Genomic DNA, 15,229 nt, shown 5'->3' on the forward strand with positions numbered 1-15,229 from the left:
TTCGTGTCGTAAATGTGGCAAGTTTCCAAAATCGGGGTCAAACCGCGTATGTCAGCAGGGATTGTTTACAGTGAGGAACCAGTAACCTTAGTTGGTGCTGGCATTTTGGGCGAAAACGATCTTGACCTGTGTTTGGGGCGCGCGCCGACGCTTGTTGCTGCGGATGGGGGCGTCCTTCATTGTTTACCAAAAGGCATACTTCCGTTTCGCATCATTGGTGACTTTGATTCCCTTCCGGCGGATATCCTTGCCAGCCTTCCCGATGAAAACCTGCTCCGTGTCACCGAACAGGACAGTACGGATTTTGACAAGGCGCTGCGCCATATCGAGGCACCGCTTGTATTGGGGGTCGGGTTTTCAGGGGCACGCATCGACCATCAGTTGGCCTGTTATAATGCCCTGTTGCGCCACCCAAACCGAAGATGTGTGCTGATCAGCGATACCGACATTGTTTTCCTGTGCCCACCAGAGTTGCAACTTGATCTGGACGACGGACAACGGTTTTCGATCTTTCCGATGGGGCCGGTGCAAGGCACCTCCAAGGGGCTTCGCTGGCCAATCGACGGGCTGCACTTTGCGCCGGACGGGCAGATCGGGACTTCAAATGAAGTGGTCGGCCCTGTGACAATCACGGCAGACAGCGCCAAGATGCTTTTGATCCTTCCACGGACATGCCTTGATCAGGCGGTTACGGCACTGGCGGCGCAACCCGGCTCATGGTCCGCTCTCTGAACAGGATATAAAGTCCCGAACTCATCGTGATCATGATGCCAAGGCTGGCAAGCGAGTTGGGCAGGTCGCCAAAAATGGCCCAGCCCATGAGTGTTGCAAAGGGGATCTCGAGGTATTGCATCGGTGCCAAGGTGGCAGAAGGCGCATAGCGCAAGGACCATGTCATCAACAGGTGGGCGAGGGTCCCGAGGATACCCGTAGACAAAAGAAGCCAGGTTTCCTTTTGCGGGATCTGCACCAAGGACAGCTCAGGCAAATCCCATATCGCGCCGAGAAACAGGAATGGTGTCAGGATGAGCATTGCCACGGCACCGCTGACCGCCTGAAGGCTGATCGGGTCGGTTTCTTTGGCAATCTGTCGCGTGACCAGCATGAACAAGGCAAAGACCACTGCCACGACCAAAGGCAGCAACGCCGGCGCGCCCACTTCGGAAAAGCTGGGCTGGATCACGAGAAGCGTGCCAATAAACCCGACGACACAAGCCATCAACCGACGAGACCCCACTTCTTCGCCAAGCACATACTTGCCAAGCAGCAGCATGAGAAACGGCATGACAAAGGCAATGGCAACCGCATCGGCAAGTGGCAGAAACCGCAGCGCGCTGACCATCGCAGCAATCCCGATGATATGTAGCAGGGTTCTAATCACGGTAAGCCGGAACACCCGGGCGTTCATGCGACACGTCCGACCTGACATCCAGATGATGGGAAACAGGATCGCCGCCTGAATGGCAAACCGCGCAAAAACAAGCTGTCCCAAGGGTACAGTTTGCCCGATGATTTTGACGACCGCGTCCCCGAGAGGCGCCAGTACGCAGAAACAAAGCATCAAGCCGATACCGAGGAGAGGGCGATCATGTGTCATGCCCCGAGGTTAGGCGCGATCTTCGTATTGTTCAATCATCTTATGCGTGTGCGTGTTGTGGAAAAAAAACGGGCCGGTACGAAGACCGGCCCGACAGGGAGTGAGTCCGGCTTTTGGATAAGAACCGGACATCGGGGAAGGGATTAGGCGTCGTCTTTATTCATTCTGTTTTCGATGAGGTCATCGACGACTGCTGGTTCTGCGAGTGTTGAAGTGTCTCCGAGTGCGCCGAAGTCGTTTTCTGCGATTTTGCGCAGGATGCGGCGCATGATTTTGCCCGAGCGTGTTTTCGGCAGGCCGGGGGCCCACTGGATCAGGTCAGGCGATGCGATCGGACCGATTTCGGTGCGAACCCATGTGCGCAGTTCCTTGTAGAGCTCGTCTGTGGGCTCGACGCCGTTCATCAGGGTGACATAGCAGTAGATGCCCTGGCCCTTGATGTCGTGGGGATAGCCAACCACGGCGGCTTCGGCGACGGCAGCATGGGCCACCAGTGCGCTTTCGACCTCGGCTGTGCCCATACGGTGACCGGAGACGTTGATCACGTCATCGACGCGGCCCGTGATCCAGAAGTCGCCATCTTCGTCGCGACGGCAGCCGTCACCGGCAAAGTAGTAGCCTTTGTAATCCGAGAAGTAGGTTTTCTCGAACCGCCCGTGATCGCCCCAGACGGTGCGCATCTGGCTGGGCCAGCTGTCTGCGATACACAGAACGCCTTCGGTGGGATAGGTGTCGATTTCTTCGCCGGAATGCGGGTCCAGAACAACGGCCTTGACGCCAAAGAAGGGCTTCATGGCCGAGCCGGGCTTGGTCGCGTGGGCGCCGGGCAGGGGGGTCATCATGTGACCACCGGTCTCGGTCTGCCACCAGGTGTCAACGATCGGGCAGCGTCCGCCACCCACAACATCATTGTACCAGTTCCAGGCTTCGGGGTTGATCGGCTCGCCCACGGTGCCCAGCACGCGCAGATCGGAGAGATCACATTTCTCGACATACTCGTTGCCCTGACCCATCAGCGCGCGCAGCGCGGTGGGGGCGGTGTAGAACTGGTTCACCTTGTGCTTTTCGCACACCTGCCAGAACCGCGAGGCATCCGGATAGGTCGGCGTGCCTTCGAACATCAGCGTGGTGGCGCCATTGGCCAGCGGGCCATAGACGATATAGCTGTGACCGGTGACCCAGCCCACGTCAGCGGTACACCAGTAGATGTCGCCTTCGTGGTAATCAAAGGTGTATTCCTGCGTCATCGCGGCATAGACCAGATACCCGCCCGAGCAATGCACAACGCCTTTGGGCTGACCGGTCGAACCGGAGGTGTACAGAATGAACAGCGGATCTTCGGCGTTCATTTCCGCCGGCTTGGAATAATCATCCGCTTCCATCGCCAGTTCGTTGTAATCGTAATCGCGGTCCTGAACCCATGTGGTCTGGCCACCGGTGCGCTTGACCACCAGACATTTGACACTGTCTTTGGTGTGCAGCAGCGCGGCATCGGCGTTGGATTTCAGCGGGGTGTTGCGGCCGCCACGGGGCGCATAGTCGGCCGTGATGACAACCTTGGCGTCACATCCGTTGATACGGGCCGCCAGCGCGTCAGGCGAGAAGCCGGCAAACACGATCGAGTGGATCGCACCGATGCGGGCACAGGCCAGCATGGCATAGGCGGCTTCGGGGATCATCGGCAGGTAGATGACAACGCGGTCACCTTTGCGCACACCGAGATCTTCGAGAATGTTGGCCATCTTGCAGACCGAGCGGTGCAGATCTTTATAGGTGATGTGCAGGGCTTTGTCTTCGGGGCTGTCTGGCTCCCAGATGATCGCGGTCTGGTCACCGCGGGTCTCGAGGTGACGGTCAATACAGTTGGCCGCAACGTTCAGCGTGCCATCTTCAAACCATTTGATGTCAACCTTGCCCGGCTCGAAAGACGTGCTCTTGACCTTGGTAAACGGCTTGATCCAGTCAATGCGCTTGCCGTGCTCGCCCCAGAACCCATCCGGATCCGCGATCGACGCAGCATACATCTCATCATATTTCGCAGCACTAATATGCGCGCGCGACACCATCTCGGCACTAGGGGCATACGTGGGGGATGTCATGGCAATACTCCGTCCAGGGGGGCAAAATGTGGGCCCACCCCCGTTTGGGCAAGCAGCAGAAACGGGGGTGGGATATCCGGCTTAGATCGCCAGATATTCCGCGCGAAGTTCTTCGTTGGCAAGAACTTCTTCGGCTGATCCGTCAAAGACGATTCCGCCAGTATCAAGGATCACCGCGCGGTCAGCGAGCTCAAGCGCGCGAACGGCGTTCTGTTCCACGATGACAGTCGTGATGCCTTGTTCTTTGATGATACGCAGCGTCTTTTCGATCTCGTCAACGATCACCGGTGCAAGACCTTCGTAAGGCTCGTCCAGCAACAGCACCTTGATGTCGCGGGCAAGAGCGCGCGCAATCGAAAGCATCTGTTGCTCCCCACCCGACAGGGTGACGCCTTCCTGTTTGCGACGTTCACCAAGGCGCGGGAACAGATCATAGAGGCGCTCAATCGACCAGCCGATCGGCGGAGCGATCTGGGCCAGTTGCAGGTTCTCTTCCACAGTCAGACCGGGAATGATGCACCGATCCTCGGGGACGAGACCAATACCGACGGCTGCGGCCTCATGGCTTTTCATCAGGTGCAATGGTTTGTGATCCAGCCAGATTTCGCCGTGCGTGACCTGTGGGCTGTCCATGCGCGCGATAGAGCGTAGGGTCGATGTTTTGCCCGCACCGTTCCGACCGAGAAGGGCCAGAATTTCGCCTTCGTGCACATTGAACGATATGTTCTGCACAATGTAGCTCTCGCCGTAGTAGGACTCCATGTTCCAGACGGACAGGAAGGCCGGGGCGGTTTCGGCGTGATTGTGACCTTTTGAAAAGTCGGGTTTGACGTTCATGTGATCTCTCCCTTACGCCGTTTCGCCCAGATACGCTTCGCGTACCTTGGGGTTGCCACGGATGTTTTCCGGATCGTCTTCGACCAAAGGTGTCCCTTGCGCCAGAACCGTGATGCGATTGGCCAGCGAGAACACAACATGCATGTCGTGCTCAATAATGGCGATGGTGATGTCGCGTTCGTCGCTGATCTGCTTGAGCAGGTCGATCGTGTTGTTGGTATCGGCACGCGCCATACCCGCAGTCGGTTCGTCCAGAAGCAACAGGCGAGGTTCCTGCGCCAGACACATGGCGATCTCGAGACGACGTTTGTCACCCCGAGACATCGAAGCAGAGTGCATGCCGGCTTTGTCGGCCATGTTCATCTCTTCGAGCATGTGCTCGGCTTTGTCGACGATCTCTGCTTCTGACATCATGTTTTCGATGGCATGCATGCGGAAGGCTCCGTCACGCTTGGCAAAGCAGGGGATCATCATGTTTTCCAGAACCGTCAGATCACTGAAGATCTCGGGGGTCTGGAACACGCGGGAAATGCCCATCTGGTTGATCTCGTAGGGGGTCCGTCCCAGAACCGACTGGCCGTCAAACATGACAGAGCCGGTATCGGGGATCAGTTTACCAACAAGACAGTTCAGCAGGGTGGATTTACCGGCCCCGTTCGGGCCGATAATTGCGTGAACGCTGTTTTCTTTGACACTTAGGTTGACGTCGCCCAGGGCTTGCAGGCCGCCGAACCGTTTGCCAACGTCTTTGACTTCAAGAATTCCCATCTTTCGGTCTCCTTATTCTGCGGGTTCGGTGGTTGCGCCAGAGTCGGAGTCTTCCGATTTGCCGCGGCTTTTGATCCATTTGCCAATGCGTTGGCCACCTTCGACCAGACCACCTGGCAAGAAGATAACAACCAGCATGAACAGGATACCCAGGGTGAGGTGCCAGCCTTTGCCGATGAAGGGATGGATGATGAAGACAACTGCGTCCTCAAGGCCATCGGGCAGGAAGCTGAACCACTGGTGCAGGATCGTGTCGTTGATCTTCGAGAAGATGTTCTCGAAATACTTGATGAAGCCTGCGCCAAGTACCGGACCAATCAGGGTGCCGGTGCCGCCAAGGATGGTCATCAGAACAACTTCACCCGATGCAGTCCACTGCATACGTTCGGCGCCTGCAAGAGGGTCCATCGAGGCCATCAGACCACCAGCCAGACCTGCATACATGCCCGAGATCACAAACGCGGCCAGTGTATAGGGACGTGGGTTCAGACCGGTATAGGACAGACGGTTCTGGTTCGATTTCACCGCGCGCAGCATCAGGCCGAACGGAGACCGGAAGATGCGGATCGAGAGATAGAAGACCAACAGCATTACAAGGGCACAGAAGTAGTAGCCGTTGTTAAAGGTAAACTGCCATGCTCCTACATCGAGTTTGAACGAGTTGTTCATAACGATGCCGAAAAGGTGCGGGCTGGTTGCCTCATTGGCGCCCAACAGAACCTGTGGGTCATTGTTATAGACCTGCAGGCCGGTTTCACCATTCGTGATGGGTGTCAGAACCGAATAGGCCAGGTTGAACGACATCTGGGCAAAGGCCAGCGTCAGGATCGAGAAGTAAATCCCCGAGCGACGCAGGCTGACATAGCCGATTGCGACAGCAAAGATACCAGCGGTCAGGACGGCAAGAGGCAGGCCATAGATGACGTTATAGTCCAAGAGCTTGTACATCCAGACAACCGAGTACGAGCCTATGCCAAGGAAGGCCGCGTGGCCGAATGACAGGTACCCGGTCAGGCCGAACAGGATGTTAAAGCCGATTGCGAAGATCCCGAAGATCACGAAGCGCTGCATCAGATCCGGATATCCGGCGTTGAACTGTGCCATGGCGCTGTCAACGGGGAAGGGGTTCAGGATGAAGGGGGCGAACATGGTCAGGATAATGACCACGATCATCAGGGATGTGTCTTTTTTATTGAGTCCGAGCATATCTTATTCCTCCATCACACCTTTGCGGCCCATCAAGCCCCGCGGACGGGTGAGCAGAATGATGATGGCGACGACGTAAATGATGATTTGGTCGATGCCGGGGATGAGCGATTTAATGGCGTTCATCGAAGCAAAGCTTTCCAGAATACCAAGCATGAAGCCGGCAAGAACCGCGCCAGGAAGCGAGCCCATACCACCGACAACCACAACAACAAAGGACAGCACAAGGAAGTCCATGCCCATATGGTAGTTCGGCGAGTTGATCGGCGTGTACATTACCCCGGCAAGTCCCGCGACGGCGGCTGCGATGCCGAACATGATGGTAAAGCGACGGTCGATGTCGATGCCCAGAAGGCCCACGGTTTCACGGTCTGCCATACCGGCGCGGACAACCATGCCGAAGGTGGTGAACTGCAGGAAGCTGAACACGGCAGCGATAATCACGGCTGCAAAGCAGAAGTATACAATCCGCCAGACAGGATAGACGATATCCATACCGAACACGGCACCCACGTTTGCCACACCGCTCAGCGCATCAGGGCTGGGGGTCTGGATCGGGTTCGCGCCATAGAAATACTTGATGATTTCCTGAAGAACGATTGCCAGACCAAAGGTCACGAGGATCTGGTCCGCATGTTCGCGCTTGTAGAAGTGTTTGATAAGGCCGCGTTCCATAATGTAGCCGACCGCGAGCATAATCGGGATCGAAAAAATGATGGCCAGTGGCACAGCCCAGTCGATCAGCGAGGCACCGATTTCGGGGCCAAACCAGCTTTCGACATAGGGGGTTTTTACCTTCAGCGGGTTACCAAGAAAGTCGGTCTGGTTGGGATCGATTGTCTCGTAGCTGAGGTTCAGAATTTTGCTGAGTGTCACGGCACAAAATGCACCGATCATGAAGATCGCGCCGTGGGCGAAGTTCACCACGCCCAGCGTACCGAAGATAAGTGTAAGCCCCAGCGCGATCAGCGCATAGGCAGAGCCCTTATCAAGCCCGTTTAGAATTTGAAGGATTAGTGCGTCCATTGTCCCGACCTTTAGTGTCTCTTTGGGTGCTTCCCTCGGACGGACGCGCGCGTTTAACGGGGTCACTCGGCCGGGAAAGGGAGAGACCGGCCGCGCGGTAAAGCGCGGCCGGAAGGTTAGCAGTGTTTATGCGCCTGGGTTACATGAGCCCAGTTCACCACCCGCAAACATTGGGTGATCGGGGGCGTAAGTAACCTGAGCAGCCGGAGTAACTTCGACAACTTCGAGAAGGTCGAATTCCGATGTCGGGTTCTCTTTACCGCGCACAACCAGAACGTCTTTGAAGCACTGGTGGTCTTCTGCACGATACAGGGTCTTGCCGTTGCCGAGACCGTCGAACTCATAGCCTTCGAGAGCTTCTGCAACACCACATGGGTTGAAGGTGCCCGCGCGCTGACATGCGTCAGCATACAGCAGAGTCTGACAGTAAACGGTGTGCGCCGCCTGCGAGGGTGGGAAGCCGTACTTGGTGCCGAACGATTTGACGAAGGCTTTCGAAGCATCGTCTTGCAGCGACCAGTGCCAGTTTGTCGAACCGTGAATACCTTTCACGTTTTCGCCAGCACCTTTCGCCATCAGGCGCGAGTACAGTGGAACAACGATTTCGAACTGCTTGCCGTTCACGATTTTCTCGCGCAGGCCGAACTGAACCGCGTTGGTCAGCGAGTTCACCATGTTACCGCCGTAGTGGTTCAGAACCAGAACGTCAGCACCCGAGTTCAGAACCGGTGCGATGTAGGACGAGAAGTCGGTCGCAGCCAGTGGCGTACGAACCTTGTTCACAGTGTTCCAGCCCAGAGCTTCGGTCGCAGCTGCGATCGACTCTTCCTGAGTCCAGCCCCATGTATAGTCGGCTGTCAGGTGATAGGCGTTACGGTCGGTGCCGTAGAGGTTCTTGAGAACCGGTGCCAGAGCGGCGCCCGACATGTAACCGTTAAAGAAGTGACGGAAGCCGTTGGCTTTCTTGTCTTTACCGGTTGTGTCGTTCGAGTGGGTCAGACCGGCCATAAAGATGACGCCTGCTTCTTGGCAGAGGCCCTGAACAGCAATCGCAACACCCGAAGATGAACCACCGGTGATCATAACAGCGCCGTCTTTTTCGATCATCGACTTGGCCGATGCACGTGCAGCGTCTGATTTGGTTTGCGTGTCGCCTGTGACGAACTCAACCTTCTTGCCCAGGATGCCGTTACCTTGCAGCTCTTTGGACGAGAATGTGTTCATCATGCCGCCATCGCCGCCACCGTTCAGGTGCTCGACAGCGAGTTCATAGGCGCGCAGTTCGTCTGCACCTTCGTCAGCGTATGGACCTGTCTGTGGTACGTTAAAACCCAGAGTAACCGAACCGCCAGTGGGTTCGTTGGTATAGGCTGCTGCCGATGATGCTGTGAAGATGGTTGGCAGAGCAACGCCTGCGCCAGCGACGGCACCAGTCTTCAGAACGCCACGACGAGTCATGGTTGATTTGGACATGTAATCCTCCCGTTTTGTGAATCGTGATACGGGGCTCCTCTTCCGCCGTATCACAGGCACATTTGTGCAAATTCATTATCGGGTGAGGATAGAAAATTTCGCAACAACTGCTTTCAAAGCAACAATTTTTTTGTAAAGTAATCCACAATACCACGGTATGCATTGTAAAGAAATTATTCGGCAGTGCAGAAAGCCTTTGAAAAAGCCAAGGAAAACAGAATGGCCCGCGACACATTGACAGGCAGTCGAATACGCGAAAGACGCACGGTTGCTGGCATACGGCAGGCCGAGCTTGCCCGTGATGTTGGAATATCCGCTTCCTACCTCAACCTGATCGAACATAACAGGCGCAGAATCGGCGGAAAACTGTTGGTCGATATCGCCCAGATTCTGGGGGTGGAACCGTCTTTATTAAGTGAAGGTGCAGAAGCCGCATTAATATCGACATTACGCGAGGCCGCAGCCGACAGTGCAGCGACCAAACCCGAGCTGGACCGCATTGATGAGTTTGCGGGCCGCTTTCCGGGATGGGCGGCTCTGATCTCGGAAAACCACCGGCGCATCGCGGCATTAGAGCGGACAGCGGCCACCCTGACAGACCGGCTGACGCATGACCCGCATCTGGCCACCTCCATGCACGAAGTCCTGACCATGGTGACGGCGATTCGCTCGACCTCGGGCATTCTGGCGGAGACCGAAGAAATCGAACCCGAGTGGCGCACAAGGTTTCACAGGAACCTGAACGAGGACAGCCAGCGCCTTGCTGAAAGTTCGCAGCGTCTTGTGTCCTATCTCGATGGAGCAGGGGATGCGGGGGCGTCCCTGACCTCGCCCATGGAAGAGGTGGAATTGATGTTGGCCGAACACAATTACAGCTTTCCGCAACTCGAGGAAGAACAGGACCAGATCGCGGAATTTGTCGAAGCCCAGACAACGCTGAAAACCAGTGCGGCCCGCGAAATGGCAGCGCAGGCGCTTCGTCAGCTTCGCGCAGACGCCCGCAATATGCCGCGCGAAGAGATGAAAGCCGTGATTGAAACAAACGGCGCCGATCCCGCAGGTCTGGCGCGCAAATTCAATGTGTCCCTCGCGGGCGTGTTTCGCCGGCTTTCCGTTCTGTCCGATGACATTTTGCCAAGACCCATGGGATTGGTGATGTGCGACGGGTCCGGCACCTTGATGCTGCGCAAGCCGATAGAAGGGTTTCCGGTTCCACGCTTTAGCGCGGCCTGTCCCAAGTGGCCGTTGTTTCAGGCGCTCAATCGCCCGTTGCACCCCATCCGGCAAACCGTGACCGTCACCGGCCGGGATGCGCTTCAGTTTGAATGCTATGCCGTGACAGAGCCCGTGGGGCAGGTGACGTTCAACGAAGATCCCTTGTATCACTCTTATATGTTGGTGGTTCCGGTCGAAAGTGGCGACACGCAAGGGCGCGAGGTTGGCTCGTCCTGTCGGGTCTGCCCCAGCGCGGAATGTCTCGGACGGCGCGAACCCTCTATCCTTGTTGACGGGATTTAGCGGGGGGCACATGGTGGGATTTAGCTTGGAATTTTTCACGGCACAGCTAAGAATGTCTTCACGCGGCGCAAGACCGCATGGGAGGGACAAGTGAATGGGGAAGCGCGTTCTTCTAATAGAAGATGAGCCAAATATCATCGAGGCGGTCAGCTTCATCCTGTCCAGAGATGGATGGGACGTGTCGACCCACTCGAATGGACATGATGCGGTCGGGGTCGTTTTGGCGGCGCCTCCGGATCTGTTGATCCTTGATGTCATGCTGCCCGGCAAAAGCGGGTTCGATATCCTGCGTGAATTGCGCGAACACCACGATGCAGAAGCCTTGCCGGTGTTGATGCTTACTGCGCGCGGTCAGCTCAAAGACCGCGAAATGGCCGAAAGGGCTGGCGCAAGCCGCTTTATGACCAAACCGTTTTCGAACTCCGAAGTGCTTGAGGTCGTGCGGGAACTGGTCTCGGCGTGAACGAAAAACGCACACCCGTCTTTCTGGAACGGCAAAGCTATCGCCGCCGACGGTTGATCGACTCTATTCGAATGGTGCCAATCATCGGCGCCCTGCTTTGGGCAGTGCCAATGCTTTGGCCGACGTCCAAAGATGAGGCCGGTGCGGACGTCACGACCTCGGATGCGTTTATCTATTTGTTCGGGTGCTGGCTATTGCTGGTGATTTGCGGGTTTGCTTTTGCGCGTTTTCTCAAACGGTCAGGATTGGAAGATGTCGAACGCGAAGAGACATCCGACGAGGATCGTTAAATGGCTACGCTGAATATCCTCGTCGCGGTCTGTCTGATATATGTCACCTTTTTGTTTGTGGTCGCCTTTGGCGCCGAACGGGCGGCCCGTCGCGGGCGTGGCGGGTGGATGCGATCCTCTGCCGTCTATACGCTGTCGCTGTCCATTTATTGTACTGCCTGGACGTTTTACGGCGCTGTGGGGAATGCCGCCCGGTCCGGGCTTGAGTATCTCACAATCTATATAGGCCCGTCTTTGGTCATGCTGGGCTGGTGGTGGGTCCTGAGAAAGCTTGTCCGTATTGGGCGCAGCCAGCGTATTACCTCAATCGCCGATCTCATCTCGTCACGCTATGGTAAATCCAACCTCTTGGCGGTTGGGGTGACGGTTTTGGCCGTGATTGGCACAACGCCCTATATTGCCCTGCAATTGCAGTCGGTTACACTGAGTTTTCAAGTGTTTGCAGACACCCAGGCGGTGGCGGGCCAAACCGTTGATCGCGATTCCACGGCCCTTTTGGTCGCGGCTGGCCTGACCCTGTTTACCATTGTGTTCGGGACACGAAATCTGGATGTGAACGAACGCCACCACGGTGTTGTCATCGCCATCGCGGTCGAGGCGATTGTGAAACTGTTTGCGCTTCTGGCGGTCGGGGCATTTGTTGTCTGGGGTCTGGCAGGGGGCGTGGCCGAAACGCTCCAGAAAATTGACAGTTCTGAGATTGGCCAATGGGAAATGCGCGGGGATCGTTGGGCGACGTTGATCTTCCTGTCGGGCGCCGCTTTCCTGTGTTTGCCACGTATGTTTCAGGTGATGGTGGTCGAAAACGATTCCGAAAGCCACCTGCGCACAGCCTCTTGGGCCTTTCCGGCCTATCTGATGGTCATGAGCCTGTTTGTGCTGCCTATCGCGGTGATGGGGCTCGATCTTTTGCCGGAAGGGTCAAACCCCGATCTGTTTGTGCTGACGCTGCCCTTGGCCAAGGGCAACGAGGGGCTTGCGATGCTGTCTTTCCTTGGCGGATTTTCCTCGGCTACGTCGATGGTGATTGTTGCGGCTTTGGCCCTGTCGACCATGGTGTCGAACCACATTGTCATGCCCATCTGGTTGTCTCTGACAGGTGGCGGTGCACAGATTTCTGGGGACGTGAGAACCGTCGTGATCATGTCCAGACGGTTTTCAATCGCGGGCGTGGTTCTGCTGGGGTACCTCTATTTCCGCGTTTCGGGCGGAGGCTCTGCCCTGTCGTCGATCGGCCTCATCTCCTTTGCGGGGGTGGCACAGTTTTTGCCGGTGATGATCGGCGGCATTTTCTGGCGCGGGGCGACGCGGACCGGCGCCTTTGCCGGGTTGAGCGTGGGCTTCGTGATTTGGGCCTTCTCCTTGCTTTTGCCCAGCATTGGCTCAGAGGTGGTTCTGTTTCAGACCATTATCGAAAACGGTTTGTTTGGCCTGTCATGGCTGCGTCCCGAAGCCCTGTTCGGCATTGAGGGGCTCGATCCTCTGGTACATGCGATTTTGTGGTCTATCTCGCTGAATGCATTGACGTTTTATGTGGCGTCCCTTGTCGGGTTCCCATCCCCGCTCGAGCGGTTGCAAGGGGCACAGTTTGTTAATGTCTATGAACATTCGGCAACCCCCCAAGGGTGGAGCGGCACCGCGGCACAATCCGAAGATCTGATGATTATGGCACAGCGCATTTTGGGCGCGCGCGAGGCACAAACCCTGTTTGAACGCGAAGCCAAACGGCAGGGTGTGACCGGTTATCTGCCCGAGCCAAGCCCGGATTTCCTGCGCAAGCTTGAACGGGAGCTTTCCGGTTCGGTTGGGGGCGCGACCTCGCATGCGATGGTGGGGCAGATCGTCGGCGGGGCCTCGGTGTCTGTTGAAGACCTTATGGCCGTTGCCGACGAAACCGCGCAGATGATGGAATACTCCAACCAGTTGGAGGCAAAATCAGAAGAACTCGCCCGTACAGCCAGACAGCTTCGGCAGGCAAACGAGAAGCTTACCCAGATTTCGGTGCAAAAGGACGCCTTCCTCGGGCAGGTCAGCCATGAGTTGCGCACGCCCATGACGTCAATCCGGGCCTTTTCGGAAATCTTGCGGGACAGTGAACGCCTGAGCGAGGAAGAAAAGGTCAAGTATTCGTCCATTATCCATGACGAAGCGATCCGGCTGACGCGCCTGTTGGATGATCTTCTGGATCTGAGCGTCTTGGAAAACGGGCAGGTGAACCTGAACCTGCAACAAGGCGAGCTGCGCATGTTGCTTGATCACGCGATTGCGTCGGCTTTGACGGGCAATAGCGGTGAAACAATCAAGGTTTACCGCCGGCGTCATGAAGAAACGGCGGTGTTGAACACTGATCTGGATCGTCTGAGTCAGGTGTTCATCAACCTGATCAGCAACGCCCAGAAATATTGTGATTCTCCGTCACCGGAACTGTCTATTTCGGTCACCCATACGGGCCGTATGTTGCAAGTGGATTTTGTGGACAACGGCAAGGGAATTTCAAAAAACGATCAGGCGGTGATCTTCGAAAAGTTCGCGCGTGTCGGAGAAATGAAAGCAGGCGGCGCGGGGTTGGGTTTGGCCATTTGCCGCGAGATCATGGGGCGTCTTGGCGGGTCGGTCACCTATTTGCCGGGGCAGGGCGGTGCCGCTTTTCGCGTCGAATTGCCCTTAACCTTTCAACCGAACAGGGTGAATTCCTAAGAATTGCCACTTCCGTCAACCACTTGGTAACTATGGCGTAATAGGTCTGATCGTGACGATCATGATGTATCGAGTGCTATGGAAAACGAAGGTTCCTCTCCTCCGGTTTTGCGACGCAAGGCAAACAAACCCACAAAACCGGATGCGTCCGAGGTTTCGATGGGCAAGGTGTTGTCGTTGTCCTTTGAGCGTGCCGCGCGCGATACCATGGGGCTTATGTTTCAGGTTGAAGAATGCCGCTATGCCCTGCAGGGCATTTCCGACCTGCCGACCACTTTGCCCGATACCGCGATGTGGTGTTTGCTGGACTGCGCCGCGGGCGATATCGCCGCGATGAGTGTTGATCTTCAGCTGCTGGCCGGATTGATCGAATTCCAAACGCTCGGCTGTGTTCTCAAGAACAAGGCGCCAGAACGCGCGCCAACGCGGGTAGATGGATCGTTGCTTATGGCGGTTGCTGATGATGCATTGGCGCGGTTGTCGGTCGACCTTGAAGGTGATCCGCATCACGCTTGGGCGCAGGATTATCGATACGGGGCCATGATCGAAAGCAAACGCGCCCTGGTGCTTTCTTTGCTGGCAGAGCAGTTCCACGTATTCAGTTTGCAGGTCTCTCTCGAGTCCGGTGCCAAATCTGGGTGCATTCAAATTGCCTTTCCTGTGTTGCCAGATGTGTCCGAGGCCCCTGTAGAAGCCGAGGAAGAAACCGCAGAAATCGAGGCGTTTCAAAGTGAAATCCGCCGTGCGCCCGCCGTTACAGAAGCGGTGCTGGCACGCGTCGCCGTTCCATATTCCAGATTGGCCAATCTTGCCGTTGGTGATGTTCTTGAATTGCCGATCGACTGTCTCAACAATCTGACTTTGGAAGTGAGCGGTCAGGTCGTTTTGGCCAAGGCCACGCTTGGCAAGGTGAATGGTTTGCGCGCTGCAAAAATAAGGCTGCCTGCGTCACAAGAAGTAAAGGGGCATAAACCCTATGATCCGGTTGCAGAACGGCCCGACACACCGGATGAGGAAATCCTGAAAGAAACCGAGGCCTTCCTGCCGGAAGTCGAAGCAGTCGAGGATGTCGCGGTGTTGCAAACGCCGGAGGAAGAAACCGAACCGGTTCTGCCAGAAGAGGACATCGAGGATTTCTCGGATCTGGATGATCTGGACATCGCGGTTCCACAGGTCGCCGCCGGTTAACGTCATACCGGTTCAAAAGCAAAAGGCGCACCTGTTTCCAGATGCGCCGTTGAATGTCTGCCTATGG

At 56.4% G+C, this 15,229-nt stretch carries 13 protein-coding genes; 6 read left to right on the top strand and 7 right to left on the bottom strand.

The window, feature by feature from the left end; translation table 11 throughout:
• Positions 1-12 precede the first annotated feature (12 nt).
• A complete protein-coding gene (locus PH7735_RS12280) occupies positions 13-732 on the top strand; it encodes a thiamine diphosphokinase (protein WP_233488311.1) in 720 nt (239 codons plus the stop codon).
• Here PH7735_RS12280 and PH7735_RS12285 read toward each other — a convergent pair.
• From PH7735_RS12285 to PH7735_RS12315, 7 genes are all read right to left on the bottom strand, one after another.
• On the bottom strand, positions 689-1,597 hold the full coding sequence (locus tag PH7735_RS12285; RefSeq protein WP_058311658.1) for a DMT family transporter: 909 nt from the start codon (positions 1,595-1,597) through the stop codon (positions 689-691). The two genes, PH7735_RS12280 and PH7735_RS12285, sit on opposite strands and share 44 nt — an antisense overlap.
• A gap of 143 nt (positions 1,598-1,740) precedes the next feature.
• Positions 1,741-3,696, bottom strand: a complete 1,956-nt coding sequence (acs, locus tag PH7735_RS12290; RefSeq protein WP_058311659.1) for an acetate--CoA ligase — start codon at positions 3,694-3,696, stop codon at positions 1,741-1,743.
• An 81-nt stretch (positions 3,697-3,777) separates the two neighbouring features.
• Positions 3,778-4,533, bottom strand: a complete 756-nt coding sequence (locus PH7735_RS12295) for an ABC transporter ATP-binding protein (protein ID WP_058311660.1) — start codon at positions 4,531-4,533, stop codon at positions 3,778-3,780.
• Between the two features lie 12 nt (positions 4,534-4,545).
• Positions 4,546-5,301 carry an ABC transporter ATP-binding protein gene (locus PH7735_RS12300; protein ID WP_058311661.1) on the bottom strand — a complete coding sequence of 252 codons (756 nt, stop codon included), beginning with the start codon at positions 5,299-5,301 and terminating at the stop codon, positions 4,546-4,548.
• A 12-nt stretch (positions 5,302-5,313) separates the two neighbouring features.
• Positions 5,314-6,507 carry a branched-chain amino acid ABC transporter permease gene (locus tag PH7735_RS12305; RefSeq protein ID WP_058311662.1) on the bottom strand — a complete coding sequence of 398 codons (1,194 nt, stop codon included), beginning with the start codon at positions 6,505-6,507 and terminating at the stop codon, positions 5,314-5,316.
• Between the two features lie 3 nt (positions 6,508-6,510).
• Positions 6,511-7,533, bottom strand: a complete 1,023-nt coding sequence (locus PH7735_RS12310; protein WP_058311663.1) for a branched-chain amino acid ABC transporter permease — start codon at positions 7,531-7,533, stop codon at positions 6,511-6,513.
• Between the two features lie 126 nt (positions 7,534-7,659).
• Positions 7,660-9,006, bottom strand: coding sequence for a substrate-binding protein (locus PH7735_RS12315; protein WP_058311664.1), 1,347 nt, complete (start codon positions 9,004-9,006; stop codon positions 7,660-7,662).
• Between the two features lie 219 nt (positions 9,007-9,225).
• Between PH7735_RS12315 and PH7735_RS12320 the strand changes: the two genes are divergently transcribed.
• The 5 genes from PH7735_RS12320 to PH7735_RS12340 all read left to right on the top strand — a co-directional run bounded on the left by PH7735_RS12320 (position 9,226) and on the right by PH7735_RS12340 (position 15,162).
• Positions 9,226-10,524: a helix-turn-helix domain-containing protein gene (locus PH7735_RS12320; protein WP_058311665.1), complete on the top strand. Its 1,299-nt coding sequence runs from the start codon at positions 9,226-9,228 to the stop codon at positions 10,522-10,524.
• Between the two features lie 94 nt (positions 10,525-10,618).
• Positions 10,619-10,987: a response regulator transcription factor gene (locus PH7735_RS12325; RefSeq protein WP_058311666.1), complete on the top strand. Its 369-nt coding sequence runs from the start codon at positions 10,619-10,621 to the stop codon at positions 10,985-10,987.
• Positions 10,984-11,277 carry a hypothetical protein gene (locus PH7735_RS12330; RefSeq protein WP_058311667.1) on the top strand — a complete coding sequence of 98 codons (294 nt, stop codon included), beginning with the start codon at positions 10,984-10,986 and terminating at the stop codon, positions 11,275-11,277. The genes PH7735_RS12325 and PH7735_RS12330 overlap by 4 nt, the downstream gene beginning before the upstream one ends.
• Positions 11,278-13,974 (top strand): ATP-binding protein, encoded by a 2,697-nt coding sequence (locus PH7735_RS12335; protein WP_058311668.1) that lies wholly within the window; start codon positions 11,278-11,280, stop codon positions 13,972-13,974. It abuts the gene before it with no gap.
• A 78-nt stretch (positions 13,975-14,052) separates the two neighbouring features.
• Positions 14,053-15,162 (top strand): FliM/FliN family flagellar motor switch protein, encoded by a 1,110-nt coding sequence (locus tag PH7735_RS12340; RefSeq protein WP_058311669.1) that lies wholly within the window; start codon positions 14,053-14,055, stop codon positions 15,160-15,162.
• Positions 15,163-15,229 lie beyond the last annotated feature (67 nt).

The organism is Shimia thalassica, from assembly GCF_001458215.1.
GTDB lineage: Bacteria > Pseudomonadota > Alphaproteobacteria > Rhodobacterales > Rhodobacteraceae > Shimia > Shimia thalassica.